This is a genomic window from Parahalioglobus pacificus (assembly GCF_014652275.1).
Lineage (GTDB): Bacteria > Pseudomonadota > Gammaproteobacteria > Pseudomonadales > Halieaceae > Parahalioglobus > Parahalioglobus pacificus.
This window is the reverse complement of record NZ_BMYM01000001.1, coordinates 1,561,227-1,587,041: the sequence shown is the minus strand read 5'-3', so window position 1 is coordinate 1,587,041 and position 25,815 is coordinate 1,561,227. Positions and strand designations below refer to the sequence as shown.

Below are 25,815 nucleotides of genomic sequence, written 5' to 3'. Positions count from 1 at the left end.
CGAATGGAAAAACAGTTATGCACAATGTAGTGCTCTTGGCAGCACCAGACAGCGCGCTGGCACAGGCGCTTGCCGTGCGGAATCTACCCGATATCCATTTGCAGGTGTACGCGCCCGCCGCCGTGCCCGAGGAGGTGCTGGCTGAAGCGGAGGTGATTGTGGGCGCGCCGGATCACATCGTCCCTCTCGTGCGCGGAGCACAGCGCTTGCGCTGGGTGCAATCTACCTGGGCGGGTGTGACGCCGCTGCTGCAGAATGGCGAACCGCCTTATCAGCTGACGGCCTTAAAGGCGGTGTTTGGCGATGTGATGAGTGAATACGTGCTGGGCTGGCTGTTGGCACTGGAGCGGCGAGTGTTGGTGCACAGCCGCAGCAAGCGGTGGCTGACGGGCAGAGAAAGCAGCGTTCGCGGTAAGCGCATGGGCATTATGGGCACCGGTAGTATTGGTACTGTTGTCGCACAACGGGCGAACGCCTTTGGCATTGAATGCGTCGGCTTGAACCGGGATGGGCGAACGGTGTCTGGGTTTGAGCGCTGCTATGCCACCAGTGATCGCTTGAGTTTTGCAACTGGCTTGGACTATCTGGTTGGATTGATGCCCCACACGCCTGACACCGATGCGCTGGTTGATGCGGTGCTATTGGCGCAGCTGGCCCCCACAGCCATCTTTATCAATGCGGGTAGGGCCAATGCCGTTTCGCACGGTGATTTGGTGTCTGCGCTTGAAGACGGGCGACTGCGCGCCGCGGTACTCGATGTGTTGCCCGACGAGCCTTTATCCTCATCGGACCCACTGTGGTCAGTAGAGAACCTGCACATCACCTCTCACACGGCCGCACCCACAGCCGACGCCATGATCGTGGATGTATTTGCCGATAACTATCAACGTTATGTGTCGGGGCAGCCGCTGGCGCATCTGGTGGATTTCGCGCGCGGCTACTAAACTTCAACAGGCTGTACTACTTCAAGGATGAAGGAAGAGTCAATGATTGATTGCAGAAGTCTGCGCAACCTCGCGCTGGTCACCTTGCTTCTCGCCACCGTCGCTGGCCCAGTGAGTGCCGATGAAGCGGACTGGTATCCCTCCCGTTACGGCGCTGATGACCGGCTGGGTGCGCTGAATACCCTAACCGCCGAAGGCGTCATCCGAGCATCGCAACTGGTGACGCGTGGGAAAACCTACGCGCTGGGCGGCGTTACCGGTGCGGCAACGCCGGCCTACGGTCATCGTAACTTCTCCTTAGTGATGTATCCCCATGCCGATGAGGCCATCCCGCCCATGGGCAATATGCGGGCGACATCCAATGACGATTACCTCGCCACCTGGCTGGGCATTGGGACCCAGATTGACGGCTTTGCGCACTTCGGTATCGATCACCGTTACTACAACGGGGTGAGTGCAGCGGAGCTGTTTTCGCCCACCGGTGCGTTGGTGTATGGCACCCATGACATCCCCCCCATAGTGACCCGTGGTGTTGTGCTGGATATGGTGAAACACTTTGGCGTCGAGGCGATGCTGGACGCAGGTGTCGCGATCAACTCCCCAGAAATCAAAGCGGCCGCCAAGGCCCAGGGTGTAACTATTGGAGAGGGCGATGTCGTGATATTACACACCGGCTGGCAAGCCCTGGCGGCCACAGATCCCCAGCGTTTCATGTCAGGAGAACCAGGGCTGGATGTTGACGGAGCGGAATACCTGGCGGGCTTGGGCGTGGCGGCTGTCGGTGCCGACACCTGGGGCCTGGATGCAGTGCCCAATCCGGACCCGGACCTGGTTTTTCCAAGTCACAGCATTCTCTTGGCCAAACACGGTGTTCATATTCTGGAAAACATTCAGACCGCTGAATTGATCGCGGATGGCGTTGATGAATTTCTGTTTGTCTTGGGCGTTCCGCGTTTCGAGGGCGCTGTTCAGATGGTGATTAACCCCATCGCTATTCGCTGACTTATTCACCGCATTGGTGGATCGCAGGCGGTGTTGTAAATGGGGAAAAACTGATAGCCTCTAGTGATTCTTCACCAGCGTCAGGCAGTGAATGTCACTTAAAGTCGCCATCGTTCTCGATCCCTGGGATTTCCCTTTCAACGGCACCGTTGTCTCCACCCGCAGATTCGTAAAAGCCCTTGCTGACCAGGGGCATGAATTCGTGGTTTTAGCCACCGAGGCTCAGGAAACAGCGGCCGACGCAAACCCGCGGGTTGCCAGCTTTCCGCGGCTTTCGATCCCTGGTGTAAATCACATTATGAGCCGCATGAAGTCGCCGCTGGGCATTCCCCAGCGAGAGCGGATTCGCGAGCTACTGAGGGGCTGTGACTTGCTGCATGTGCAGTACCCGTTCTTTATCGCCGGCGCCGCGATTACTGTCGCTCGTGAAATGGGAATCCCTGTACTGTCCTCCTTTCATGTGCAGCCCGAAAACCTGCTGAGAAACCTGGGTATGCGCGGCCGTTGGCTGGAGTCTCTGATTTTCAAAACGTGGATGCACTTTCACTATAGGCACAGCGCCGCGGTGATTGCCCCGTCCTTGTTCGCCAGCGGTCTGCTGCGCGAAGGTGGCTACCCGGGCCCCGTGAGTGTGATTTCCAATGGCGTTCCCGCCGATCTTTTGTACGTACCTCAACGCATCGCCGAGGCGGATAGTGCCAGGCCTTTCCGCATATTGTCTGTGGGGCGTCTCAGCGGTGAAAAGCGCCAGGACCTGATCATGGATGCACTCGCTGCCAGCGAGTACGCCAACCGCGTCACACTGACCCTGGTGGGCGCTGGGCCCAGGGAACAACGGCTGCGCCGTCAGGCTGAACAGATGCCTTACCCGGTGGAGTTTCTCCAGCCAACCGATGAGGAACTCATAGCGCTTTATCAGCAGGCCGATTTGTTTGTGCATGCGGGGGAAAGTGAGCTGGAGGGCATGTCAGTGCTGGAGGCGATGGCGCACAGCCTGCCTATTATTGTCGCTGATTCTGCCGCCAGTGCTGCCAGAGATTTGGCCAGTGATCCACACTCGCTATTTGCGTTTCCGGATGTGCGCGACCTGCGCAGACGCATTGAGTTTTTCCTCTCCAACCCGGGAGAGCGCCTCGCCTCAGCTCAGGTCAATCACCAACAGGCAGCGCGTATGACGCATCAACGCTCCGCCGAGGAATTGTTGGCGATTTATCGCCGTGTTGCTGGCAAGGAAGATCCCTCGCAGCAAAAGCCAAAAACGCTCGCCGCGGTTGATTAGACTGGCGACGGGCCTATTTTCCCGGTAACGCCGAGACGAATCCGTCGCCATCGTCAAGAAGCACATCGTTGTAGTGGCGGTCGCCACGATGGTTCTCGAAGTCAGGCTTGAAAGACAGCAATATGCTGCTGCGAAACGGGCCAGTGGTGCCTTGCGGCGCAGGCGCCCCATGCATGACGTCCCCGAAATGCAGTGTTACATCGCCGGCTTTGGCGGGAATAGAGATACCGTCGTCCTCCCCGGGATTGGGGGTGGCGTATCGGTGAGATCCTGGAAGGAATCGCAACTCACCGGATGCCGGTGTCGCGTCAGCCAGATAGATACTCAGGTTAATCACGGGGCACATCACCGCGTGACCGCCCATGCCACAATCGCGGTGCCAGGGTAAGTCCGAAAGCCCCTCTACCATTTCGGGCGTTTTAAACAGTACTGTGACGGCGTCGATATCATCGGGGTTTTCCCCCTTGAGGCCCGGTGGCATCAGCGATTGCATGGCGGCGATTCGCGGATCGGACGCCAGGGCGTGAAGATAGGGATGATCACCACCGTTGAGTACACGCGTGACGATGGCATTTCCCTCGCGATCCTTGCCCCACCAGGACGACTGGTCATCTTCGGTAGCTGCATGGCGCAGGGTGTCGCCGGCGGCGACCATCTCTTTGACCTCAGCTTCGCCGAACACATCACCCAGCAACAGATACCCCGTTGTATTGAGGTAGTGTCGCATCTGCGTCATGTCGTCACGCTCGAGGGTGAAACGCTGCAAGAGGTTTAGCGCCTCACCGCCCTGATCGGTCAGTAACAGCGCGTGGTCAGCCGGATACAACGGGAGCCCTGTGTAAAGGCTGCGTAGCATGGGCTCCCAGTGCATGAATTGCACCACGTCACCTCGACAGCCGTCGCTCAGGCGCCCGCCATAGATCAGCGCCGGCGCTGTCTCCAGGTCTTTGACAATGCCCCACCAATTTTCCGCACTTAACGCGATTAGCGTATCCGCCTTGTCGTCTTCGCGGATTTCAATGCCCTGTTCCGAGGGGTAATAGCTCACGCTGTAACCGGCATCAACCAGAGTAAACCCGATAGAGCCGTGGGGCATTGCAGCCTTGGCGATGACGGGGACGTCGGCCTCACGAAGTCGAGCACCCAGAGTGTCTCGGTGAAATACGCTTGGGTTTGGAAGGGGTGCTGACGAGTCTGTGTTCATATCGGTATGGACGTGTGGACGATGGACCCAGCATAGCAATAGCCGATTGGATTTCACACGTTGTACACTGGCGCGCAGGTGCAGCCGGCATAGGGAGAGCCAGCCATGACAGACGCAGACCACGCCCACGAGAGCGAGACCATGACCAAAGCCGAAGGTTTGGTGCGTATTACCATCGCCTACGTTGTCGCTTTGTTTTTGGGCGGTGCCAGTCTTTACGCGCTGGATGGCAGTCCTCTGGCGGACGCGTTTTACGCGGACATCATCGCCACTTTGGTGATCTTTATGTTCAGTCGCTTTTACGCGAATTCCAGCTTCTATGACGCCTACTGGACCGTGATTCCCCCCTTTCTCGCCTTGTACTGGTTTGCCGTATCAGATATCGCGATTGACCCGACACGCGGCCTGATGGTGATCGGCCTGATACTGTACTGGGCGACCCGCCTCACATTGAATTGGGCCTACTACTGGGAGGGTATGCATCACGAGGACTGGCGTTACAGCATGCTCCGTGAAAAGGCCCCCAAAGTGGCTGTCTTTACCGATCTTTTTGGCGTCCACCTATTTCCTACCCTGCAGGTTTTTGCCGGCATGCTCCCCGTCTATGCGGTGTACTGTCTGGGTGAAGCGCCGTTGAACTGGCTGGACTGGGTAGCATTCATAGTGACCTTTGCGGCTATCACCCTGCAGATGCTGTCAGACTTTCAATTGCATGATTTTGTCGCCCAGCGTGGAGAGGGGCAGCATTTGGATACGGGACTCTGGGCCTGGTCTCGCCACCCCAACTACCTTGGCGAACTGGGACTGTGGTTTGGCCTGTTTCTGTTCGGCTTGGCCGCTTACCCGCAGGGCTGGTATTGGCACAGCATCGGCATCATTGCGATGACCCTGATGTTTGTCTTTGCCAGCATCCCCATGATGGAGAAGCGTTCACTGGAGCGGCGACCGGAGTATCAGCAGGTGATTGATCGTGTCTCTATGCTGATTCCCTGGCCGCCCAAGCCGCGCGTCTAGGCAGCCATCAGGCTGCGGATAAGGGTCTCGCATTCTGCCCGCTCCAGGAAGCGGGGTGTGGGGTAACCGCTGCCCTCTTTGAGGGCAGCGTCCACGAGGTCCTTGATGTCGGCTTCCTTGATCACGTCTGTAGTTTCTGGAATGCCGATGGTGTCATTGAGCGCTTTAACGTGAGTGATCAGTGCCTCGGTCAACGCCGCATCTGAATCACCTTCGTTGCCCAGGTTCACATGCCGGGCAATCTCCGCAAACTTGGGCGCGGCCACGTCCTTCATCAACTCCAGCACATGCGGCAATACCATCGCATTGCCCAGACCATGCGGCACGCCGTACTTGGCGCCGAGATTGTGCGATACCGCGTGAACATAGCCCACCAGTGCATTGGTGATCGCCAACCCGCCATAGTAGGAAGCGTGCGCCATCGCCTCGCGCGCAGCGAGGTTACTGCCGTCAGAGCAGGCCATGGGCAGATTGTCGAATATCAGTTTGATCGCGCTCAGGCAGTAGTACTTTGTCTCAGGCACTTCCCAGACACCGATGTACGCCTCTATCGCGTGGGTCAGGGCGTCCATACCTGTTGCAGCGGTAATGTGGGCCGGTAGGCCCTGCATGATGACGGGATCGAGCGCCGTCGCTTTGGGAATCAGCGCCGGGTCGATAACGCCATTTTTCTCGTGGGTTTCGTTATCAGAAATAACCGCAATCATGGTCGCTTCCGAACCTGTGCCGGCGGTGGTGGGTACAGCAAAGAAGGGAAGTGCGGGTTCTTTGCATTGCCTCAACCCCAAACAATCTTCCGCCTTGCACTGGTTTGCTGCTGCCAGGGCGATCACTTTGGCGGCATCGATAGAGGACCCACCGCCAAAAGCCAATACCGCGTCACAGCCGCTCTGTGCCAATACGGCAAGGCCGTCGTCCACGACTTTCTGGGTCGGGTCGGGCAGCACGCCGTCGTAGATGGTTGCGCTCACGCCATGGCTTTCCAGGGCACTGATCGTGGAGTCCAGGACACCCAGTTCAACCAGCGGCTTGTCGGTCACAATGAGTACACGGGATGCGCCAAACTGCGCGATGGTATTGCACAGTTCCTTCACCGAGTCTGCGCCGGTGAATACCAATGCTTTAGGTTGGGGCTTGGTAATCACAGTAGCAGTAAGACTGCGCTTTGCTTTGTAGAACCATTCCTTATAGAACGCGGGCATGGGGAACCTCTTATTTTGATGTGCTAATCAAGATGCGAAGAGTCAAAGACTCGCACATCGCTTGGCCCGTGACCAGAACCGGTAGTGGAACCTTTATCCTCGCGTCTGTCACAGTCTATGATTAACTCAATTTTACTCGGGAGATCCACAATGGCCTTACGATTATTGATAGCAAGCTTGGCGCTGTGCGCAGGGATGACGAGTCTGGTAACGGTGGCTGAAGAACAGCCGCAACCCAGTGTGAGTGTGAGTGGTAGTGCTGACCTCAGGCTGGCACCGGATATGGCACGAGTGTCCATGACGGCATCGCATCGCGCCGACTCCGTGGCTGCGGCACAGCAGGTTGTGGCTGAAACGGTGAACAGCGTGCTGAAGATTGCCCAGGATCTAGGGGTCGAGAAAACCCATATCAACACAACTAGCGCTTCGGCCAGTCCACGCTATCGCTGGAACGAAAAGGAGGAGCGGCAGCAGTTGGTCGGCTATGAAGTCAGTCGCGATATTACGATCGAATTGCTCGACCTGGCTAAGTTAGGCACGCTGCTTGAACAGGCAGGCGAAGCCGGCGTAAGTGGAATGTCGCCACCGGTGCTGGATGCCAGTGAACGTGAAGCGGTGCACCGTCAGGCACTCAAGCTGGCCTTCGCCAATGCCCAAGCCAACGCTGAGGTACTTGCGGCGGCCGCGGGGGCTGACCTGGGGCGCGCGCAGTCCATCACCAGCTCCGGGTCAAGACCGCCAGCGGTACCCCGCATGCGCGCGGCCGCTATGGAAATGGCCGATGCATCGGCTAAGAGCTTTAATGCAGCTGATTTGACCGTGCGTGCACAGGTGAGCGTGATCTTCGCACTGGACTACTAGCGAGTGCTATACATTGCCCGGATGGCCGATTGAAGCTAACTCACCGGTGGCTGCTATGCTGTGGTTATACAACCGACTGAAAGAGTAGGGAGTGATTATGGATGGAGTTGGCATGGGTGCCTTCGCGTTCCTGGCGTTGGCTATCATCACGGTCTTGGCGGGCGCAAAGATTGTGCCCCAGGGCTATAACTGGACCGTGGAGCGTTTTGGCCGGTATACCAAAACGCTCGGGCCAGGCCTCAATATTATCGTGCCTTACATCGATCGAATCGGTGAGAGACTTAACATGATGGAGGTGGTGTTGGATATCCCGCCTCAAGAGGTGATCTCCAGTGATAACGCGATGGTTACTACCGACGCGGTGTGCTTTTACCAGGTACAGGAACCCGAAAAAGCGGCGTATGAGGTCAATGACCGCGAGCGCGCTATGCAGAATCTGGTTATGACCAATATCCGTGCTGTGCTCGGCTCACTGGAACTGGACGAAATGCTGTCTCAGCGCGACCGCATCAATGCGGAGTTGCTGATAAAGGTTGATGAAGCGACAAACCCCTGGGGTATCAAGGTGACTCGGATCGAGATCAGGGACATCACTCCGCCTGCGGACCTCGTGGACGCAATGGCCAGACAGATGAAAGCCGAGCGCGACAAGCGGGCGCAGATACTTGAGGCGGAGGGCCAACGGGAAGCTGCCGTTCAGGTGGCTGAAGGCGAGAAACGCGCGCAAATACTGGCGGCTGAGGCACAACTTGAGGCCGCCAAGCGAGAAGCCGAGGCGCGCGAGCGACTGGCCGAGGCGGAGGCAAGGGCAACGCAAGTAGTCAGTGATGCGATAGAGGCGGGTAATCCGCAGGCGCTTAACTACTTTGTTGCTACCAAATACACCGAAGCCCTGGGACAGATCGCGGCGTCTGATAACAACAAGGTCATGATGATTCCGCTCGAGGCAGCCAGCGTGATCGGCTCCGTGGCTGGTATCGCCGACATTGTTAACGAGTCTGCGCTCAATAAAGGGTCTGCAAACAGGGGGGAGAACGGCTGATGGAAACCCTCATCGCCCTGCAAGCATGGCACTGGTTGGTATTGGGCTTGGCGCTGCTTACACTGGAGGTGCTGGCCAGCACAGGCTTTTTTATTGGTATCGCCCTGGCAAGCCTGGTGACCTCCTTATTGCTTTGGCTGATGCCAACGCTGGTCTGGCACTGGCAGGTAACGGTGTTTGGCCTGTTGGCGGTAGTACTGACTGTGGCTTATCACCGTGTCTTCAAAGGTGTGAACCAGCAGACGGATAGCCCTCTGTTAAATAACCGTGCTGCGCAGTTAGTCGGCACCCGCTTTGTGCTGGATACTGATGTGGATGGCTCGGGTTCTGTGATGATTAACGATACCCGCTGGCATGTGGTGTCAGACTCAGCGTTGACAAAAGGCTCAAGCGTTCGCGTGATCGGCACAGAAGGCATGACGCTGCGGGTTGACGCAGTAAACTGATGCGCGGGTACTGGGCCTAATCCTTTGCAATGTGCAGAAGAACGCGGCGTTGTTGGGCTCCGTGGCGATGCTCCCACAAATAAATGCCCTGCCATGTCCCCAGCATCAGCTGGCCATCCCGGAAAGGAATGGATAGCTGCGTCGCTGTCAGCGCCGTTTTGATGTGCGCGGGCATATCGTCTGCCCCCTCGAGGGTGTGCGTGTAAAGCGCGTCGTTCTCCGGGACCAAACGATTCAGCCAGCGCTCTAGGTCAATTCGGGCACTGTCGTCGTAGTTCTCCTGAATCAATAAGCTGGCTGATGTGTGCTGCAGAAACAGGGTGCACAACCCCTCGCCATGGGTGGCTGAGCTCAAAGCGGACTGAATCCTGGTGGTGATGCTGTGTAAACCCTGGCCGTTGGCATTGATGGCGACTTCTGTGATCATGTGCATCCGATATTGATAGGCTCGCGTGCTGTCATTGTAAAAGGCAGTGCCCGGAAAACCAGACCGATTTAGGGGAAGGCCGCGATCAAAGGTAAATCTCTGGTAACTACAGCAGGATTCATCATTAGCGCGATGTTAATGCTGGGTTCTGTGCAGGTCCACGCGCTGTTTGGCGACAAAAAGTCTGCAGATGAGCAGCGCAAAGAGCTGCAGAAAGCTAGAGCGGATTCACTTCAGAAACTGTACGCTGAGCAGCCGAGTGCAAAGGCAGAACTACAGTCCGCCAAGGGCTACGCCGTATTCTCCAATACAGGTATTAATGTGCTGGTGGTATCTACTGGCAATGGGGGTGGCATTCTCCACGATAACCGTACAGGCAAGGAAACCTACATGAAAATGTTCTCTGCCGGTGGTGGCTGGGGCATGGGGGTGAAGAGCTTCAGTGCAATTTTCATTTTCCAGACTGATGAGGCTTTGGACACGTTCCAGCAAGAGGGGTGGGACTTCTCTGCTCAGGCAGATGCCAACCTCGAATCAGAGAGCGAGGGCGCCGGTATGGAAACGGCCGTTACAGCCATGCCCGGCACGAAGATCTACCAAATGACCGACGCAGGAGTGGCTCTTCAGGCGACATTGCAGGGCACAAAGTTCTGGGCTGACAAGGATCTCAATTAGACATCAGAGTCTTTTCGCCGTAGCCGTCTGAACTCGCCCGGCGTTTGCCCCGTCCAGCGCTTGAAAGCGCGCCTGAAATTGCTGGGTTCCTGATAGCCCAGCGTTGCTGCAATTGCATCGACACTGGTCGATGTCTCCCCCAAGTAGTATTCCGCCCACTCTTTCATGACGCCGTGGCGCAACTCCCTGAAAGAGCTGGACTCATGATTGAGGTGCCGGTTCAGCGACCGCTCAGAGACGGCGAGCTGCGCGGCAACTTGCGTCAACTGCGGCAGCGGCAGTGCGCTGGAGCGAAAGAATGCGCGTACATGGTGCGTATAGGTTTCGCGAGAATGAATACTGAACTCCCGCAGAGCACCCTGCAGCCTTAACTGCGATTGGCGCCAGAGCTCAGGTTGATAATACGGGGAAGGCGCATCCAACGCTTGCGTCGGGATTTCTACCGAGCTCTGCGCCCAGTCAAAGCTCACCGGCCCATCGAAGAAGGTCGCGTAGCGACAGTAGTAATCCGGTCGAGAGAAGTGGAATCGGTACTCCACGGTATTCACGCGTTGGCCACTGATCATTGCGGCATACGACTGCAAAAGCAGAGCGCCACTCTCCGCATGCAGCCGCTCGACGTCACCCATGGGTTCCACAAAATTCATGCGTAGGCTCAGCCCCTGCGGTGTTGAGACCAGCACCGCGTGGATTTGCGCCGCATGCAGGCGCGAGAAGGTAGCGGTGGCTTGCAGGCCTTCCCTCAGCGTGGGGGCAGCGGCTACGGCAACACCGACTTCGCCCAGTGTCATTAGGTTGGCTTGACTGCCAATCAACAGACCCAGATCTGTGCCCAATAATGCCTGCCCGTTCTCTAGTAAACGATTGAATGCATCAAGCTCGATCTCGCTACATTCACGCAGGGACTTTGAGGTAATGCCTGTGCCCGCAAACAAGGCCTCCTCGCTCAGCGCCGCGCGGTTCACGGCCTGTGCTACATAGCGTGCGTATATAGGGCTTAATGTCAGCATTACGCCATAGTGTCATAGGATGGCGATAAATGACACGAAATTGGCGGGCTTCCCTGTCACACCGCAATCGGCAAACAGGCACTCTGTGCCCACATTGACGAAAAGAGTATGCGCGATGAAACAGGCATCCGATGACAAGGCGGCGAAACTCGCGGCCAAAGACTACATGGGCAGCTTTGCCTGGCCGACCGTGCTGTTGTGTCTTGTGGCGGTGCCGACTTACTGGGTGACACCCATACTGGTTTACAGCGAGTTACTCAACGGTTGGGTAGCGCTGCTGATCATGAGTCTCGCCGCTTATCTTTCATACACTGTATTACACGAATCTGTGCACGGTTCTATCGCTGGCGGACGTTCATCACTGCGCTGGGTCAATGAGGGGTGCGGCTATTTGGCTGCCACGGTAATGGCCATTCCACTGACCGCGCACCGTCACGAGCATCTGGCGCATCATCGTCATACTAACCAGCCCAACAATGACCCTGATCACCACGTGGCGAATTTGTTGGCGTCACCACTGGCTGCTGTGCGCGTAATGATTCAGGGTGTGGCAACCCAATACACCTACTATTTCAAGCATCGATGGAGTGCTGGTCACTTTAAACAGAACACGATTTTGTGTGTGGAGATAGGTATCGCGACAGGGCTTCGACTGTTAATGCTGTTTATTAACCCCTGGGTGTCGTTGGCGCTGTTTCTAGGTTCTGCGATGGCCTCCATCTGGTTGATCGCGCTTTTTTTTGCCTTCTTGGTGCATAAGCCCTATGACCGTATGGGGCGTTATGTCGATACCGGCGTCGTTATTGCACCAGCTGGATTGAATGCCATCATGACACGCCTGTGGTTGTTTCAGAACTACCACGCCATCCATCATCTGTTCCCTCGTGTACCGTTTTACCAGTACCAACGGCTCTTCAATCGCATTGAGCCGGCCATGCGTGCCAATGGAACGCCGATTCGTTATTTGGGTGCGGCTGATCGCTCTCCAGCATCTCATTATTCCAACGCCTCTCGCTGACAGACCGCGCAGCCTGCCCTAGACTGTTTACTTCGGTCCGGTGGGGTGGGTAAAGACAGGTGCAGCGCGGGGTTTCGCTACTCTTCATCATTTTTCTCGTGCAGGTGACAGCTGCTCAGGCGCACTTGCCTGCGTTGTTTGGCCGCGACTTCAAGCTATACACAGCACCCACAGAGTTACACCCGCTGCCGCAGGCGCCTGGCCAGAGTGACGGCGATGCCGGTGGGGATGAGGCGGCGGACGTGGATGCGATGCCGGCTTCCGAGAAGGCCGCTCCCTTCGACGCCCGCTTAGACGATGAAGAGCAGCTAGGTGGCCCTTACGGTCAAGGGCTTGTGGAGCCGCTCTACAACAAGGCTGCGTATTTGCAGCGCCAGGGTGACCACGAGGATGCGATCCGCGTATTGCAGCAGGCGCTGCACGTGTCTCGCATCAACGATGGCCTTACCAGCAAACAGCAGCTACCCATTCTGCGTGCCCTGATGCAGGCGTACCGTGACGCCGATGAGATGCGCATGCTGGATCAATCCTGGGAGTACATGTTCCGTCTGTACAATCTCGGCAAGGAAGCCGGTGAAGACGCGCAAACAGTGAGCCTCGAATACCTTCAATGGCAACGCGAAGCCCATAACAGCGGAATGGACGGTACGGCACGTAGCCGAATGGTTCAGGCGTATCTGACCAATCAGCGCCTATTGGAGGAGTTGCTGGCGCAAGAGCAAGTCATTTATGAACGACTTCGCGCGCTCAGTCTCAGCCAACTTTATAACTTGTACTTGCTGCTGGGCATGGAGCCGGTGGAGAGCCAGCTTGACGGTTTGACGTCGGGGTACAACCACGGGGGCCGAGGCAGTTCAGGAGACTGGGTGCGCCATCGCATGGAGCGACTGGAGCTCAGTGGCGCCGTTGAAGGCGAGAACCTTTTGAATCAATTGATAGAGGCAGCAAGTGAGCAACCCTATGCGGAGCGCGCAGCGCTCTACCGTGAGCTCGGTGACTGGTGCCAGTGGAACAGCCGTTACAAAAGTGCAGACACAGCCTATCGAGAGTCGGTCAGGTTGCTGCGAGAAGGCGGCGAGGAGCAATTGTTACAGCGCTGGTTACACGAGCCAGTGGCACTGCCCGACGAAGAAGAAATCTGGTTTGGCGCACCGGTGATTGATTCTGAGGCTGGCCCTTCGGTACTGACGGTACGATTCGATCTGTCGCAGCGCGGCGACGTGCGCAATGCCGAGGTGGTGCAGGCCTCTGTAGAGGGCAGAGACGTTCGCATGTTGCGCATGCTGCGTGAGACCCATTTCCGGCCCCGTTGGTCAAATGGCATCCCCGAAGGCGTGTTGGGGGTAGAGCGTCAGTACCATCTGCTGGACTGACGTCCACGCGCTTACGCGCTTAGTCGGTATGGACTTCGGCGATGGCTTCCTCTATCGGACCCAGCATGGCGGCGGCGCGCGGATAGCCAGCGTAGGGCGCGATGAACAGTAAGAGTTCCCGAGCTTCCTCCGGTGTTATCTCTCCACGTTGCAGTGATGCCTTCACCTGAATTTTCATGGTGGTGGCCTCGCCTTTCTCTGCGATGATGCCAATGAGCAGCAAGCGCTTGTCGCGCATAGACAATGTGTCGCGGGTCCATACCTCTGCAAACAATTGCTCCAGCATGACATCCGTAAAGGCGTAGCCCTCGGGCGGTGGTTCTACTGCGCCGGCATAGACATCTCTCAGCATTTCTTCGCCGCGCTGGCGACGGTTGTTGTCAGTCATCGTGGTGTCCCCGGTTTCTCGTACGTACCAAACAGGCGGTCGTACAGCATGGTGATGGAGGCGTAGTTGCCCTTGTGCATATTCTCGTGGTGAGTGTGGTGATCCACGGTTATCTGAGTCAGATGCCGAAACGGAAAGTAGGGCAACTGAATATAGGTATGGTTGATCTGGTTGAGCTGCACATAGGCGACATAGACCAGGACTATCGTCAGCACGTGGAATGGTCCCTGCAGAAGTGCCAATCCCACAATAGTGGCAAAGAACAGACTCAGGCCCATCACGGTTTCTGTGGGATGAACGTAGTGGGCGTCGATATAGGTGGGCTTTCGCGCCTGATGGTGTAACGCGTGCACCTGACGGAAACGCCCTTGCCCGTGAAATAGAAAACGGTGCATCAGGTAATAGAAAAAATCATACACCAGTAGAATCAGGAGGACGTTCACAGGCACTTGCCACCACTGCGGCCACGTTAGCGTGCTGCAAAAGGGAAGCAGTATCAGGAAGAAAACGAGATTGCAGTACAGACCTACCCGCTGATTGTCTTTCACAATGGGCGGATACTTACTCTTGGCTAACTTGAGTTTGTCCTGCTCGCGGTTATCGCTGCGCGACTGGGCCAGTGCTGGCACCTTGAACACAAAAAATTTGCCCGCCTTTGTCAGCACGATGATGCCGAGTAGGCTAATCAGAGCCGCTTGCCATTGGTAATGATCCAGCACTAATGCTGCCGTCTCCATCATGTATTTCTCTCTCCTTTAGGTTAAGGCTGTAGTAGTAGCTGCCCCAGTTGCCTGGCCCGGGCTGCGCCCAGCGCCGCCTGTAACTGCTGTGCAATGCGCGCTACTTCCTGATCGGTCTCGCCGGTGAATAGCTCGCCCTCGATCTTGAGTGCTGCGTAAAGCCGTCTCAGGGCACTGGTAAACCGTTGGTAACGTCCAGCGCCTAATGCCTGTTGCCACTGCTCAGACAACTTGTCGACACTGCTCACTGAGTCCGTTATCAGACGAACGCCTCTGGGCGTGAACTGCAGTACTTTTTGTCTGGCATCGAGCGGGTCAGTGTCGCGATAGATGTAGCCCAAGGTCTCGAGCTCTGAGGCAACAGCGCTGATGGCCTGTTTGCTGACGCCCTGAAGCTGCGCGATCTGCTGTATGCGTCCACCCATAGGGCCAATCGCCGACAGCACCTGGCCGAATGACAGCTTCAGCCCGGGATGTCCCAGCGCCATGGTGAGGTGCATGAGTGTGCGCTCGGTATAGTCAGCGAGGCGATTCAGATCTCCGGCCAGCACGCCAGCTGCCAACAGAGCCTGCCCTTGCTGTTCAGCATGGCTCTGGCATAGCTCATGGGTGCAGCGCTCCAACAACGCCACGTTGCGCTGCCCCAGTTGTTCCACGAAACGCTCTTCCAGCGCCGATGCCAGGCAGCGGCCCTGCTTTGCCAGCTCTTTACCCTGTTGTGTGAGCACGAGTTGCTTGGCTCGTCCGTCTTTGGGGTCGTGGCGTTGCTGTATCAGATCTGCCTTGATGAGCTGTGCCATGGTTTGACCCGCAGCCTGGCGTGAGATTCCGAGCTGTCTGGCGATATCCACCAGGCGCATGGGGTGATTGGCCAGCGCGGCGATGTAAGGCTCGTACCCCAGCTGTAAGCCGCTAAAATCGCCCTGTTCCAGCAGCGATTCCATGATGTAGCTGCGGCCAAAGCGCGCGATCCCCAGGACATGACGGGCGATGTTGTCGCTGTAGCGCTGGCGCACAGATTCAGGCAGGGTTCGGGGTGACATGGATAAATAGTAAGTCTATGTTGACCACCCGTCAAACAGCCTTGACAGTCAATCGTGTGCTTCCTAGACTGCCGCAAACCGACGGCGAGGATCAGGTAGCGTATGAGCGTTAAATCAGTGGGTTACATTGGGCTTGGTAATATCGGTAAGCCGGCGGCAAAACACTTACTGGGTGGCGATTTCGATGTGTCGGTGTACGACATTGACGCGCAGGCCGTATCCGAGCTTGTCGCTCTTGGTGCTTCCGCCAGCGCCTCAATCGCTGAACTGGCTCGGTCGGCAAAGCATATCGGCGTTTGCGTGCGGGATGACGACCAGGTTGACGCGATTTTGTACGGCGGCCAGGGTTTGCTCGCCAATTGCGCCGCCGGATCTGCTATTGCGATTCATTCCACAGTAACGCTCCCGGCCCTCAATCGCTGGCACGCGGATGCGCAGGCAGAGGGTATTCATCTGTTTGATGCCGCGATTTCAGGGGGCGCGCAGGGCGCTGAAGCGGGCACCCTGTGCTACATGGTGGGCGCCGAATCACAAGTATTCGAAGCGGCTAAACCGGTCTTCAATACGTCCGCAGACACTGTGATTCATGCGGGTCCCGTTGGCAGTGGCCTGTTACTCAAGTTGTGCAACAACATGATGACCTATGCCAGTTTCATGGCGATGTCAGAGGCGACACGCCTGGCCGAGTCCGGCGGTCTTAGCGCGGAGTTACTGCGCGAGGTTGGCAAATCCAACGGGGTCGTCAGCGAGGCAATGTTCCAGTTCATCAGCAACCGAAACGCGCTCTCGGCGAGCTGCTCGGCTGACGAGATGGAGGCCATATTCGGGCCTTTTGGAAGCCTCGGAGAGAAGGATCTGGATTGTGCGTTAGGTAGTGCCGACGAAGCGGGTATTGATCTTCCGTCGACGCGGGCATTGCGCGAAAAGGTGTATTCATTGTTTATGAACAAGGCATAAGTAACCGTGTTTAAGAGTCAGCTGCTGATCAATGGGGAGTTGTGTGAGGCCGAAGGCGGCGCGCGATTCGAAAACTTAGCGCCAGCTACTGAGGCCCCGGCGGGTGATGCCGCCGACGCAAGCCCTACGGATATGGACCGGGCCATTGCAGCCGCGCGCGAGGCCTTCGATACCAGTCGCTGGCGTAACGATCCTGAGTTTCGGCTGGCTTGTCTGCAACAACTCAAGGCCGGTTTGCTGGCCGTGAATGATGAGCTGCGTGAACTGATCAGCGCTGAGACGGGCGCACCGATGGGTATCTGTGGTGCAAGTGGCCCCCAGTGTGATGTGCCGATCACCTTTCTCGACTACACGCTGGAGCAGTTGCCTGGCTTCAGCTGGCGTCGTGATGTTGGTATTGCGGAACCCTTGGGGCAGCGTTCGCAGCGCTATGTGGTCAAGGAGGCGATTGGCGTGGTCGGCTGTATTACGCCATGGAACGTCCCGCTGCAGATCAATCTGGCAAAGTGCATACCTGCGCTGGCTGCCGGTTGTGCGGTGGTACTCAAAGCGGCACCCGATACACCGTTTGCAGCAGCGATGCTCGGCGAGGTCGTGGCTAAACACACGGACATTCCACCTGGCATCTTTAACGTGATTACGGCCAATGATCCAGTGACAGTAAGTGAGCAACTGGTGTGCGACCCCCGTGTGGACATGATCTCGTTTACCGGCTCCACCGGGGTCGGCAAGCGCATCATGTCGCTGGCTTCCGATACGGTGAAAAAAGTCTTTCTGGAGCTGGGCGGTAAGTCAGCCAACATCATGCTTGATGATGCGGATCTCTCACAGAGCCTGCTGTCTTGCCTGGCGGTGTGCTTCCATGCAGGTCAAGGCTGCGCCATCCAAACGCGCCTGTTGATCCCTGCTGACCGCCAGACCGAAGTAGAGGAATTGCTACAGAGTTACTTCACGTTTATTGAATATGGGGACCCCAGTTCTGACAGTCAGATTATGGGGCCGCTGATCAATGCAAAGCAGCAGCAGCGCGTGCTGGACTACATCTCCCTCGGTAAGAAGGAGGGCGCACGCCTATTACTGGGTGGTGGTAAGCCCGCTCAGTTAGACAAAGGGTATTACGTTGAGCCCACGGTCTTCGTGGACGTGAACAACGACATGCGGATTGCGCGTGAAGAGATATTTGGGCCGGTGTTGGTTGTGATTCCTTACGAGAATGAGGCCGATGCCATCCGCATTGCGAATGACAGCGAGTATGGGCTGTCCGCGGGCGTGTGGTCAGCAGACGGTGATCGGGCCTTGGCGGTGGCGCATCAATTGCGCGCGGGCACGGTCACGGTAAATGGTGGCAATTACTACTCGCCGGATGTGCCTTTCGGCGGCTACAAGCAGAGCGGCATTGGCCGTGAAATGGGGCCTGAAGGCTTTGAGGAGTACTTGGAAACTAAAACCATCGCTATTGGGGTGCGGGCATGAACATGCAGGGCTCTGTTGTTGCAATTACCGGTGGTTCTCGCGGATTCGGCCTAGAAATCGCCAGGCAATTGATTAGCCTCGGTGCAAAGGTGGGTCTCATTGGCCGCACCCAAGATTCATTGGCTAAAGCCGCGGCAGAATTGGGTGATGATAACGTCGTATGTGTGGCGGGTGATGTGGGCACTGATGGCGTTGTTGCTGCCGCACTTACGTCTATCGCAGAGCATTTTGGGCGCTTTGACGCTTTGATCAATAACGCAGGCCTCGCAAGGCCCGCGGCGATAGACTCGATATTAAGCACCGACCTCCGGCTTCAGATCGACACAAACTTTATCGGCACTGTGTTAGCCAGCCAGGCCGCCATACCTCTTCTGAAAGATGCACCGAATCCGCGCATCGTAAACATCTCTTCAGCATCTGCCTGGCATTATGACGAGATGAGTCATCTATCGGTGTATGCGGCCACTAAAGCAGCTGTAGAGAGGTTCACCCGTGACCTTAGGGAGGAGCTACAAACTCGCAATATTGGAGTAAGTTGTGTGCGGCCCGGTGGCGCATGGACGACATTTGCTGACAGTTGGGATGATGAAGCCTTGCGTGAGAGCTTGGCGGCGTGGCACGAAAACGGGCCGCATATGGACGTAGGAATGGAAGCTCTGCAAGTGGCGAAAGCGGCCGTATTTTGCTTAACGCAGCCACCCGGTACTGCAGTTGATCTGCTGGAATTGAGGCCAAATAAGCGGGCGCCGAAATTAGGTGAACCGTAACGCTATCGCGGCGTTCGTCGCGTTACGTGATTACCGGTTGAATAGGTAGGGATGGAATCGGCAAACCTTACCCGGTTTCTTCCGGCCGATTTGGCGGAGTACAGCGCTGAATCGGCTCGATTGACGAGCTGTTGAAAGTTGTCCTCCGCCTCCAAAGTTGCGACACCGATGCTGACGGTAAAGTCCGTTAGGTTTTTTTGACCGTAGGTGCAGTCAGCACTTTCAACCGCAGCACGGATATTCTCTGCCACTAGAATTGCTTCTTCTTTGTCCGCACCCGGGAGCAACGCGATGAACTCTTCGCCACCTAGTCGACCGAGCACTTGACCACCGTGAAGTACTGATTGAGCAGCCTCCACGGTTTTCCGTATAACTTCGTCACCCATTGCGTGGCCCTGGGTATCGTTAATGCCCTTGAAATGATCTAGATCAAACATCACAACCGAAAATGCACGGCCCTTCCTCTTCATCTTGTCACGCAAAGTGAATCCAAGCTTGAAGATACGCCCACGATTTGCGATTCCGGTGAGATAGTCCGTGTGCGCAGCCTTTCGATTCAGGCGTAGCGATTTGGCTAGCCAAGCTGAGGCTGCGACGGCAAGTAAAAACCCCAACGAGGCGATAGTAGTGGCTTGCCGCGATAGCTTGGCTTGTGCGTCTGCCACCTCAAGCCCCCTTTCACTGAGCGCTAGTTCACGTTGCAATATTTCAGCGCGTAATCTTTCGGACTCGTTTTCATGAGCAGCAGCTAGGAGTCTGCGACGAGCGTTATTAGCGGCATATACTTGCTCGGCTTCAGTTGCTCGCAAGGTGACCATCGCAGTGAGTACGCCACTAACATCGACCTTTTCCAATGACGACGATAAATCCTCTAATATTCGGTAAATGGGGTCGCTTTCATGGTCAGCTAAACCGAGATAATCGGAAAGGTATTTCTGCGCTCGCTCGATATCACCGCTCATTAGGTGCACCTCAGCGCTGATCAATAAGGCGTCGCGCACGAATTTTCGTTCGGTGGTGGTATGTGAAAGATTCAGGGCATTATCAATTGCTGAGGCTGCTTCTCCGTAATTGCGCCGGGCCAATTGCATCCTTGATTCATTAAACCAGGCGAAGAATTTGAAATCTGTGGTGTCAGAACCGAATTCTTCGTCGATCGTAAACATGCTTTTAATGTGAACCTCGGCGAGCTCCCACGCTCCCATTTGAATCGCTTCACCTGCCAAGGCATGCAGCATGTTGAACTCGTCTGTTGTGTCGTCTTTGGCGCTCCAAATTTTTAGTGCATCAGCGTATGCGCTGTAAGCGCGGTCGTGTATTTCAACGCTGCGGAATAAATTTCCTCTAGCATTCGCTACCATCGCTAGCGCTTCGTCGCCTAGCTCAAAGTCTACGGTGATCTGAAGCGCTTCCTCCAGGTCTCTCAGGCCAAGTGCTAAGTCGTCACCGTCAAAGCAAAAAGAGCGACGAATTAACTGCCCAACCAACAGGCGTTGATTTTCGAGCTCGCGCGAAAGTTCTACCGTTCGCTCTCTGTCTGGACAATATGAAGATCGCTCGCCTGTGGTGACGTACAGGTAATAAGAACGATCCTGCAGAGCTTCTATAAGTAGGGCTGAAGTGCCCAGGGGTTCCAAGAGCTCAACGGCGCTATTTGCACGAGTGAGCGCGGTATCGAAATCGTTTATGCCTTCCCATGCCTTACCGAGAAGAAGCAGGGCCTTACCCAGCTCGCGGGGTTCCGAGAACTTATCACCGAGTGTCGATTCGAATGCATCCAAGGCATTCCTTGTCTCTAGATCGCCAATTTCATCGACTTGTTGAGTTGTGAGCGAGGCAACGACTGGATTGCATACCAATACGCTCACAAGTGACAGAACTGCGATGGCCCATCCACGATTTATGTGAACGAGCGACTGGCAGCGCTGCTTACTTTCAAAGAAAGAGAGATTTGTCATCAACACGTCAAAGGAGAAATGAAAGCAATCGGCGAGGGTACCACTTGGCAGGCTATGAATCTCTGATTACTTTCCCGACTGGATAACAGCATTTTTCTCTCAGTCACCTTTTTGCTGACTGCCGTATAAAGACTGTTGGCGCCTGGCTGGTCAGCGCGGTGCAGCAGGGTCGCAAAAGCAGAGTGGCCCTCTGAGCCATGAGTTCAAAGTGATGCTGGTAGTGCCGGGATGAGCCAGATCGCAGGGAGTATGCTCGATTGGCGGTCAGCGACAGCTGACACCCGATGGCTGACATAATGGACATTGGCGATGCGATGTGCGTGCGCACACCCCTTTTGCAGTGGGGCTTCGGGTAATGGGAAAAGCCGTGAAACGTACGTATACTGCCGCGCCCAAAACCTTATTCGGTAATGATGCTTTATGAAGGTACGCACTAGAGTTGCTCCGTCCCCCACGGGCGACCCCCATGTGGGCACCGCCTATATCGCCTTGTTCAATCTATGTTTTGCCCGCGCCCACGGAGGTCAGTTTTTATTGCGGATTGAGGATACTGATCAGGCGCGTAGCACGCCCGAGTCAGAGCAGGCCATTCTCGACTCACTGCGTTGGCTTGGTCTGGAGTGGGATGAAGGCCCAGACGTAGGTGGCGAACACGGCCCGTATCGGCAGAGTGAACGGATGGAGCTGTACGGCGAGTACGCGATGCAATTGGTGGAGGCCGGTAAAGCGTTTCTGTGTTATCGAACGGCACAAGAGCTGGATGAGTTACGCAATGCACGTCGGGAAGCCGGAAACAGCACCGCGCTCAAGCCGGCCGATCTTATGCTGCCGGAAGATGAGGTGGCCAAACGGGCCGCTGCGGGTGAGCCTTATGTGATACGCATGATGGTGCCCGATGAGGAAGGTAGCTGCGCAGTGGACGACCTGTTGCGCGGCACCATCGAACTGGATTGGAGCATGGTGGATGCACAGATCCTGCTGAAATCCGATGGGATGCCGACGTACCACCTCGCCAATGTGGTGGACGACCACCTGATGGGCATTACCCATGTATTGCGTGGTGAAGAGTGGATCAACTCTGCGCCCAAGCACAAACTACTCTACGAATACTTTGGCTGGGATATGCCAGTGCTGTGTCACCTGCCACTGCTGCGTAACCCGGATAAATCAAAGCTCAGCAAACGGAAAAACCCCACCAGTATCCTGTACTACCAGCGCATGGGTTTTCTGCCGGAGGCGCTGCTGAACTACCTGGGGCGTATGGGCTGGTCCATGCCTGATGAGAGTGAAAAATTCTCCTTGCAGCAGATGCTTGACAATTTCGACGTTCAGCGTGTGTCGCTGGGCGGGCCTATCTTTGATGTTGAGAAGCTGCGTTGGCTCAATGGGCTTTGGATACGAGACGATTTGACCGAAGAGCAGCTGGCACAGCGCCTAGTGGACTGGGCCTACAACCCGTCGATGTTGTCCAAGGTGCTGCCTCATGCCCAGAAGCGCATGGAGACATTGAGCGACTTTGCGCCCCTGGCTAGCTTCCTGGTATCGGGAACCCTGCCACTGACCGAAGCAAGTTTTGACGATGTTAAGGCTGAGCGAGAAGAGTTACTGAAATGGATACAGTTTTCTCTGTGGAAGTTGGAGGCCCAACGGCAGTGGGAGCGTGACCTGTTGTGGGATGACCTCAAAGGGTTAGCCGATGCACTGGGTGTGAAGGTGCGTGATTTCCTTGCGCCACTGTTTGTTGCCGTTGCTGGAACCAGCGCGTCATTCTCGGTTGTCGATTCTATGGAAATTCTGGGTCCCGATATGAGCCGCGCGCGATTGCGTCATGCACTCGACGTGCTGGGCGGGGTATCGAAGAAGGCAATGAAACGGCTGGAGAAGGAATACCAGACGCTGTAAGTGCCGGCATCGCATCGTCCTCTATACGGTACAGCGCATGGCGCCGGGGCGAGGAGGGCGGCCGAAACCTGGGCTTTGGTCGTGCTATCGGTTGTGCTCTGGCCTAGCTACACTTGGAACCTGGCTACATTTGGAACAAGGCATCTGCAGGCTAAACCGTGTCCATTAGTACCTTCGATCTTTTTAAAGTAGGCATCGGTCCATCGAGTTCACACACAGTGGGACCGATGAATGCTGCGCGGCAGTTTGTGCATGCTCTGTGCGAACAGCACCTTATTGAGCGTACTGCGCGTATTTGCGCAGAGTTGTATGGCTCACTCGGTGCAACTGGGGCCGGGCATGGATCACCCAAGGCTGTGATACTCGGCTTGGCGGGTGAGTCGCCGGAAACCGTGGACGTGGCGACCATTGCCGAGCGCGTACAACATGCCCGGGAGGCTGGTGAGTTATTGCTAGCGGGGCAAAAAACTATCCCCTTTAGCTATCGCGATGATCTTGTTATGCATCGCACAGAATCACTGCCGTTCCATTCCAATGGTATGCGCTTTACCGCCTTTGATGAAGCTGGTGCGGTGTTGCTGACGCAAGTGTTCTACTCGGTAGGCGGCGGTTTTATTGTGGATGAAGCGGCTGCCGGCAGCGACGTTATTGTTGATGACCCTACCGTTTTACCTTACCCATTCAGTACCGCACAAGAGCTATTGGCCCAGTGCGCAGAGCACGGGCTGTCTATAAGTGCATTGATGCTGGAGAACGAGAAGCGCTGGCGCTCCGAGAGTGAGATACGCAGCGGCCTGTTGCAACTGTGGGCAGTGATGCGCGATTGCATTGATACCGGCTGTCGAACCGAAGGTATTATGCCGGGCGGTCTGAAGGTTAAACGACGCGCGGCACAGCTTCACCGACAGCTTAAATCCCAGGGCGATTCACTGGGTGACGAGTCACTCAACACCATGGACTGGGTCACGCTCTACGCGTTGGCAGTCAATGAAGAGAATGCAGCCGGTGGACGTATTGTTACCGCACCAACGAACGGTGCGGCCGGGATTATTCCTGCAGTGCTGCGCTACTACCTGGAACATTGTAAGGGTTCTACTGAAGACGACATCTGTCGCTTTCTGTTAACGGCTGGGGCGATCGGCATCCTCTACAAAATCAATGCCTCGATTTCCGGCGCGGAAGTCGGGTGCCAGGGCGAAGTCGGCTCGGCCTGTTCCATGGCAGCAGGTGCGCTGGCTGATGCGCTGGGAGGAACGCCTGCGCAGGTGGAGAATGCCGCAGAGATTGCCATGGAGCATAACCTTGGTCTGACCTGTGACCCCATAGGCGGCCTCGTGCAGGTTCCCTGCATTGAACGCAATGCTATGGGCGCTATCAAAGCCATCAGCGCCGCTCGCTTGGCGCTGCGCGGTAGCGGCGAGCATTACGTATCACTCGATCAGGTGATCAAAACAATGCGTGACACCGGCCGTGATATGCAGGACAAGTACAAGGAAACCGCACGCGGCGGTCTGGCGGTAAATGTGCTGGAAGTGCCGGTTAGTATTATTGAGTGCTAAGGGGTGGTGGGTGCCTGGCTTTGCTTGAGACCCAAACCCGCCAGCACTGTGACAAACACTTCAAAGACCAGCGCACCCCAGGTGTAAGCGGTAAGGGCCTCACCGACGGTGAGGGCCGAGTAGAGCCTGCCGAGAGCCAGAAACCCGATGCCCAGTAATAAGACCAGCAGACCCGATCGGGTGTGCTCCGGTTTGAGGGCGGCCACCGCACAGAAAAGCCCAATGCCGGTTTGCAGCCCGCCGTACATGGCACCGATCTCAGCAAAAGCATTGCCATTACTCATGACGATGCCTGCGAAGCCGGCCGGAATCTCCGGGTTGAAGAAGCCAAACAGGCCATAGGCGGTGAACACGATAGCCGACAGCCAGAGAATGAATTTGCCAATCACGAGAACACTCCAGATGCTGCATGAATTTGCCGTGACCTGCAGCCTATCACACGGCTGAATCGACCACTGGCCGGTGGCGGGTCAATGCCTTGACACACTGGGGGGCACTCAATAGAATGCGCCCTCGCTGGTACAGAACAGCGGCTGAAAAGCCTTTCTGAATCAAGCGGTTACAAATTTGGGGCTATAGCTCAGCTGGGAGAGCGCAACACTGGCAGTGTTGAGGTCAGCGGTTCGATCCCGCTTAGCTCCACCAAACAAGAAACCCTCGCCGAACGGCGGGGGTTTTTTGTTAGTGAATCTGAGGATAGACCTTCTTAAGCTGCCTAACTCAGTGCAGACAAGCAAAGTTATCTCCGGCTGGATAAAAAACACTCAACTCTGTAATCTTGGCGCCCGTTGAGACAGAGAATTGGCGTTTAACCGGCGCTAAAGCTCTCTCACGGCGAGGCGGTTACCCGCCGGCTCGCGTCCCTTCGTCATGGCTGGAGCAATGGCTAGTCTCTGCTGCAACGGCGAATGACTGGGGAGTAATTGCACGACGGACATCGTCGTGAAATGCCAAGTGCTTGTCGCTGGCAGCAATTTAGAAAGGGCGGCCGTTTCCACAAGATGGGGCTTCCTGAATCACGTCGTGAGGGCGTAGGTATGCACACGTTAGTTATTCTCGCAGCAGGGCTTCTGTTTACTGCAGGCACGCAGGCCAGCGATATCCAGGGCTTATTATCAGAGAGTGATCTCAATCGCCCCTGTATTGAAGCCATGAAAAAAGCTGACCCTGATCTGAAATTTGCCGGTGGCCAGTTTCTGGTGATGCAGCGAGCGGTACAGCTGGCAGACCCTTTGACCGCTGCCTCTTTCTATGAAGACCCCAGTCACAGCAAGCATTTCATCGCCGATATGCTGGATGTGTGGAACACCCAGTGTCAGCAGCCCGGGCAGAGTGTTGCCGGAGCAGCAAACGCGGTTGCCCGAGAAATGAATGGCACCTTCCCGCAGCCCGGCTACGTCGCACCGATGATTGCTGTGGGTAACGACTGAGACAACGCCACCCCACGCCAGCCGAGGGTGAATTGTTCACCTGGACAGGCTCTGGACAAGCTAATTTCTCTCCGTAGAATGCGCTCTCTTCCGCGTTTGCC

At 56.2% G+C, this 25,815-nt stretch carries 25 protein-coding genes and 1 tRNA gene; 17 read left to right on the top strand and 9 right to left on the bottom strand.

The window, feature by feature from the left end:
- Positions 1-17 precede the first annotated feature (17 nt).
- The 3 genes from IE089_RS07215 (at position 18) to IE089_RS07205 (ending at position 3,225) form a co-directional block, all read left to right on the top strand.
- Positions 18-944 (top strand): D-2-hydroxyacid dehydrogenase, encoded by a 927-nt coding sequence (locus IE089_RS07215; protein ID WP_189476708.1) that lies wholly within the window; start codon positions 18-20, stop codon positions 942-944.
- 42 nt (positions 945-986) lie between these two features.
- Positions 987-1,946: a cyclase family protein gene (locus IE089_RS07210; RefSeq protein WP_189476706.1), complete on the top strand. Its 960-nt coding sequence runs from the start codon at positions 987-989 to the stop codon at positions 1,944-1,946.
- Between the two features lie 91 nt (positions 1,947-2,037).
- Positions 2,038-3,225 carry a glycosyltransferase gene (locus tag IE089_RS07205; protein WP_189476704.1) on the top strand — a complete coding sequence of 396 codons (1,188 nt, stop codon included), beginning with the start codon at positions 2,038-2,040 and terminating at the stop codon, positions 3,223-3,225.
- Positions 3,226-3,238: 13 nt separating this feature from the next.
- Here IE089_RS07205 and IE089_RS07200 read toward each other — a convergent pair whose 3' ends face one another.
- The gene (locus tag IE089_RS07200; RefSeq protein ID WP_189476702.1) at positions 3,239-4,429 is read right to left on the bottom strand and encodes a phytanoyl-CoA dioxygenase family protein; all 1,191 of its coding nucleotides are present in this window, start codon (positions 4,427-4,429) and stop codon (positions 3,239-3,241) included.
- Between the two features lie 105 nt (positions 4,430-4,534).
- Between IE089_RS07200 and IE089_RS07195 the strand changes: the two genes are divergently transcribed.
- Positions 4,535-5,443 carry a DUF1295 domain-containing protein gene (locus IE089_RS07195; protein ID WP_229802628.1) on the top strand — a complete coding sequence of 303 codons (909 nt, stop codon included), beginning with the start codon at positions 4,535-4,537 and terminating at the stop codon, positions 5,441-5,443.
- On the opposite strand, the gene IE089_RS07190 is transcribed toward IE089_RS07195, so the two are convergent.
- On the bottom strand, positions 5,440-6,645 hold the full coding sequence (locus IE089_RS07190) for an iron-containing alcohol dehydrogenase (RefSeq protein ID WP_189476700.1): 1,206 nt from the start codon (positions 6,643-6,645) through the stop codon (positions 5,440-5,442). The two genes, IE089_RS07195 and IE089_RS07190, sit on opposite strands and share 4 nt — an antisense overlap.
- Positions 6,646-6,795: 150 nt before the next feature.
- Between IE089_RS07190 and IE089_RS07185 the strand changes: the two genes are divergently transcribed.
- The 3 genes from IE089_RS07185 to IE089_RS07175 all read left to right on the top strand — a co-directional run bounded on the left by IE089_RS07185 (position 6,796) and on the right by IE089_RS07175 (position 8,994).
- Positions 6,796-7,506 (top strand): SIMPL domain-containing protein, encoded by a 711-nt coding sequence (locus IE089_RS07185; protein ID WP_189476699.1) that lies wholly within the window; start codon positions 6,796-6,798, stop codon positions 7,504-7,506.
- A 97-nt stretch (positions 7,507-7,603) separates the two neighbouring features.
- Positions 7,604-8,548 carry an SPFH domain-containing protein gene (locus IE089_RS07180; protein ID WP_189476697.1) on the top strand — a complete coding sequence of 315 codons (945 nt, stop codon included), beginning with the start codon at positions 7,604-7,606 and terminating at the stop codon, positions 8,546-8,548.
- Positions 8,548-8,994: an NfeD family protein gene (locus IE089_RS07175; protein WP_189476695.1), complete on the top strand. Its 447-nt coding sequence runs from the start codon at positions 8,548-8,550 to the stop codon at positions 8,992-8,994. The genes IE089_RS07180 and IE089_RS07175 overlap by 1 nt, the downstream gene beginning before the upstream one ends.
- A 16-nt stretch (positions 8,995-9,010) precedes the next feature.
- Here the strand turns inward: IE089_RS07175 and IE089_RS07170 are convergent, their stop codons facing one another.
- Complete coding sequence (locus tag IE089_RS07170) at positions 9,011-9,421, bottom strand: secondary thiamine-phosphate synthase enzyme YjbQ (RefSeq protein ID WP_189476694.1); 411 nt, start codon at positions 9,419-9,421, stop codon at positions 9,011-9,013.
- A gap of 132 nt (positions 9,422-9,553) precedes the next feature.
- Between IE089_RS07170 and IE089_RS07165 the strand changes: the two genes are divergently transcribed.
- Positions 9,554-10,096: a lipid-binding SYLF domain-containing protein gene (locus tag IE089_RS07165; RefSeq protein WP_189476692.1), complete on the top strand. Its 543-nt coding sequence runs from the start codon at positions 9,554-9,556 to the stop codon at positions 10,094-10,096.
- Here IE089_RS07165 and IE089_RS07160 read toward each other — a convergent pair.
- Entirely contained in the window at positions 10,093-11,106 is a 1,014-nt protein-coding gene (locus tag IE089_RS07160) for an AraC family transcriptional regulator (RefSeq protein WP_189476690.1), read from the bottom strand. The genes IE089_RS07165 and IE089_RS07160 overlap by 4 nt on opposite strands.
- 115 nt (positions 11,107-11,221) lie before the next feature.
- Between IE089_RS07160 and IE089_RS07155 the strand changes: the two genes are divergently transcribed.
- On the top strand, positions 11,222-12,124 hold the full coding sequence (locus IE089_RS07155; RefSeq protein ID WP_189476688.1) for a fatty acid desaturase family protein: 903 nt from the start codon (positions 11,222-11,224) through the stop codon (positions 12,122-12,124).
- Between the two features lie 59 nt (positions 12,125-12,183).
- Positions 12,184-13,497 carry an energy transducer TonB gene (locus IE089_RS07150; RefSeq protein WP_189476686.1) on the top strand — a complete coding sequence of 438 codons (1,314 nt, stop codon included), beginning with the start codon at positions 12,184-12,186 and terminating at the stop codon, positions 13,495-13,497.
- A 19-nt stretch (positions 13,498-13,516) separates the two neighbouring features.
- On the opposite strand, the gene IE089_RS07145 is transcribed toward IE089_RS07150, so the two are convergent.
- Genes IE089_RS07145 through IE089_RS07135 form a run of 3 tightly spaced genes read right to left on the bottom strand, consistent with a single transcriptional unit; the run spans position 13,517 to position 15,668 of the window.
- The gene (locus IE089_RS07145; protein ID WP_189476684.1) at positions 13,517-13,885 is read right to left on the bottom strand and encodes a carboxymuconolactone decarboxylase family protein; all 369 of its coding nucleotides are present in this window, start codon (positions 13,883-13,885) and stop codon (positions 13,517-13,519) included.
- Entirely contained in the window at positions 13,882-14,625 is a 744-nt protein-coding gene (locus IE089_RS07140; RefSeq protein ID WP_189476682.1) for a sterol desaturase family protein, read from the bottom strand. The genes IE089_RS07145 and IE089_RS07140 overlap by 4 nt, the downstream gene beginning before the upstream one ends.
- A gap of 20 nt (positions 14,626-14,645) precedes the next feature.
- Complete coding sequence (locus IE089_RS07135; protein ID WP_189476680.1) at positions 14,646-15,668, bottom strand: MarR family winged helix-turn-helix transcriptional regulator; 1,023 nt, start codon at positions 15,666-15,668, stop codon at positions 14,646-14,648.
- Positions 15,669-15,770: 102 nt separating this feature from the next.
- Here IE089_RS07135 and IE089_RS07130 point away from each other — a divergent pair, with 102 nt between their 5' ends.
- The 3 genes from IE089_RS07130 to IE089_RS07120 are packed head-to-tail and all read left to right on the top strand — an operon-like array spanning position 15,771 to position 18,865.
- Positions 15,771-16,625, top strand: a complete 855-nt coding sequence (locus tag IE089_RS07130; RefSeq protein ID WP_189476678.1) for an NAD(P)-dependent oxidoreductase — start codon at positions 15,771-15,773, stop codon at positions 16,623-16,625.
- 6 nt (positions 16,626-16,631) lie between these two features.
- Complete coding sequence (locus tag IE089_RS07125; RefSeq protein WP_229802627.1) at positions 16,632-18,098, top strand: aldehyde dehydrogenase family protein; 1,467 nt, start codon at positions 16,632-16,634, stop codon at positions 18,096-18,098.
- Positions 18,095-18,865, top strand: coding sequence for an SDR family oxidoreductase (locus IE089_RS07120; RefSeq protein WP_189476676.1), 771 nt, complete (start codon positions 18,095-18,097; stop codon positions 18,863-18,865). Before IE089_RS07125 ends, IE089_RS07120 begins: the two co-directional genes overlap by 4 nt.
- 2 nt (positions 18,866-18,867) lie before the next feature.
- Here IE089_RS07120 and IE089_RS07115 read toward each other — a convergent pair whose 3' ends face one another.
- Positions 18,868-20,823, bottom strand: a complete 1,956-nt coding sequence (locus IE089_RS07115) for a GGDEF domain-containing protein (protein WP_189476674.1) — start codon at positions 20,821-20,823, stop codon at positions 18,868-18,870.
- Positions 20,824-21,243: 420 nt separating this feature from the next.
- On the opposite strand from IE089_RS07115, the gene gltX reads away from it, so the two are divergent.
- Complete coding sequence (gltX, locus tag IE089_RS07110) at positions 21,244-22,725, top strand: glutamate--tRNA ligase (protein WP_189476673.1); 1,482 nt, start codon at positions 21,244-21,246, stop codon at positions 22,723-22,725.
- A 158-nt stretch (positions 22,726-22,883) separates the two neighbouring features.
- The gene (locus IE089_RS07105) at positions 22,884-24,284 is read left to right on the top strand and encodes an L-serine ammonia-lyase (protein WP_189476671.1); all 1,401 of its coding nucleotides are present in this window, start codon (positions 22,884-22,886) and stop codon (positions 24,282-24,284) included.
- On the opposite strand, the gene IE089_RS07100 is transcribed toward IE089_RS07105, so the two are convergent.
- Positions 24,281-24,673, bottom strand: a complete 393-nt coding sequence (locus IE089_RS07100) for a DUF4345 family protein (protein WP_229802626.1) — start codon at positions 24,671-24,673, stop codon at positions 24,281-24,283. The two genes, IE089_RS07105 and IE089_RS07100, sit on opposite strands and share 4 nt — an antisense overlap.
- 180 nt (positions 24,674-24,853) lie before the next feature.
- On the opposite strand from IE089_RS07100, the gene IE089_RS07095 reads away from it, so the two are divergent.
- A tRNA-Ala gene (locus tag IE089_RS07095) sits at positions 24,854-24,929 on the top strand.
- Positions 24,930-25,321: 392 nt separating this feature from the next.
- The gene (locus IE089_RS07090; RefSeq protein ID WP_189476669.1) at positions 25,322-25,714 is read left to right on the top strand and encodes a hypothetical protein; all 393 of its coding nucleotides are present in this window, start codon (positions 25,322-25,324) and stop codon (positions 25,712-25,714) included.
- Positions 25,715-25,815: the final 101 nt, after the last annotated feature.

What these genes read in the sequence shown, in the direction of transcription:
- IE089_RS07130 (WP_189476678.1), top strand. Translation starts at nt 15,771, where the DNA reads ATGAGCGTTAAATCAGTGGGTTACATTGGGCTTGGTAATATCGGTAAG.
- IE089_RS07135 (WP_189476680.1), bottom strand. Translation starts at nt 15,668, where the DNA reads ATGTCACCCCGAACCCTGCCTGAATCTGTGCGCCAGCGCTACAGCGAC.
- IE089_RS07160 (WP_189476690.1), bottom strand. Translation starts at nt 11,106, where the DNA reads ATGCTGACATTAAGCCCTATATACGCACGCTATGTAGCACAGGCCGTG.
- IE089_RS07195 (WP_229802628.1), top strand. Translation starts at nt 4,535, where the DNA reads ATGACAGACGCAGACCACGCCCACGAGAGCGAGACCATGACCAAAGCC.
- IE089_RS07215 (WP_189476708.1), top strand. Translation starts at nt 18, where the DNA reads ATGCACAATGTAGTGCTCTTGGCAGCACCAGACAGCGCGCTGGCACAG.
- IE089_RS07155 (WP_189476688.1), top strand. Translation starts at nt 11,222, where the DNA reads ATGAAACAGGCATCCGATGACAAGGCGGCGAAACTCGCGGCCAAAGAC.
- IE089_RS07200 (WP_189476702.1), bottom strand. Translation starts at nt 4,429, where the DNA reads ATGAACACAGACTCGTCAGCACCCCTTCCAAACCCAAGCGTATTTCAC.
- IE089_RS07185 (WP_189476699.1), top strand. Translation starts at nt 6,796, where the DNA reads ATGGCCTTACGATTATTGATAGCAAGCTTGGCGCTGTGCGCAGGGATG.
- IE089_RS07175 (WP_189476695.1), top strand. Translation starts at nt 8,548, where the DNA reads ATGGAAACCCTCATCGCCCTGCAAGCATGGCACTGGTTGGTATTGGGC.
- IE089_RS07205 (WP_189476704.1), top strand. Translation starts at nt 2,038, where the DNA reads ATGTCACTTAAAGTCGCCATCGTTCTCGATCCCTGGGATTTCCCTTTC.
- IE089_RS07090 (WP_189476669.1), top strand. Translation starts at nt 25,322, where the DNA reads ATGCACACGTTAGTTATTCTCGCAGCAGGGCTTCTGTTTACTGCAGGC.
- IE089_RS07210 (WP_189476706.1), top strand. Translation starts at nt 987, where the DNA reads ATGATTGATTGCAGAAGTCTGCGCAACCTCGCGCTGGTCACCTTGCTT.
- IE089_RS07190 (WP_189476700.1), bottom strand. Translation starts at nt 6,645, where the DNA reads ATGCCCGCGTTCTATAAGGAATGGTTCTACAAAGCAAAGCGCAGTCTT.
- IE089_RS07165 (WP_189476692.1), top strand. Translation starts at nt 9,554, where the DNA reads ATGTTAATGCTGGGTTCTGTGCAGGTCCACGCGCTGTTTGGCGACAAA.
- IE089_RS07170 (WP_189476694.1), bottom strand. Translation starts at nt 9,421, where the DNA reads ATGATCACAGAAGTCGCCATCAATGCCAACGGCCAGGGTTTACACAGC.
- IE089_RS07140 (WP_189476682.1), bottom strand. Translation starts at nt 14,625, where the DNA reads ATGATGGAGACGGCAGCATTAGTGCTGGATCATTACCAATGGCAAGCG.
- IE089_RS07145 (WP_189476684.1), bottom strand. Translation starts at nt 13,885, where the DNA reads ATGACTGACAACAACCGTCGCCAGCGCGGCGAAGAAATGCTGAGAGAT.
- gltX (WP_189476673.1), top strand. Translation starts at nt 21,244, where the DNA reads ATGAAGGTACGCACTAGAGTTGCTCCGTCCCCCACGGGCGACCCCCAT.
- IE089_RS07115 (WP_189476674.1), bottom strand. Translation starts at nt 20,823, where the DNA reads ATGACAAATCTCTCTTTCTTTGAAAGTAAGCAGCGCTGCCAGTCGCTC.
- IE089_RS07180 (WP_189476697.1), top strand. Translation starts at nt 7,604, where the DNA reads ATGGATGGAGTTGGCATGGGTGCCTTCGCGTTCCTGGCGTTGGCTATC.
- IE089_RS07120 (WP_189476676.1), top strand. Translation starts at nt 18,095, where the DNA reads ATGAACATGCAGGGCTCTGTTGTTGCAATTACCGGTGGTTCTCGCGGA.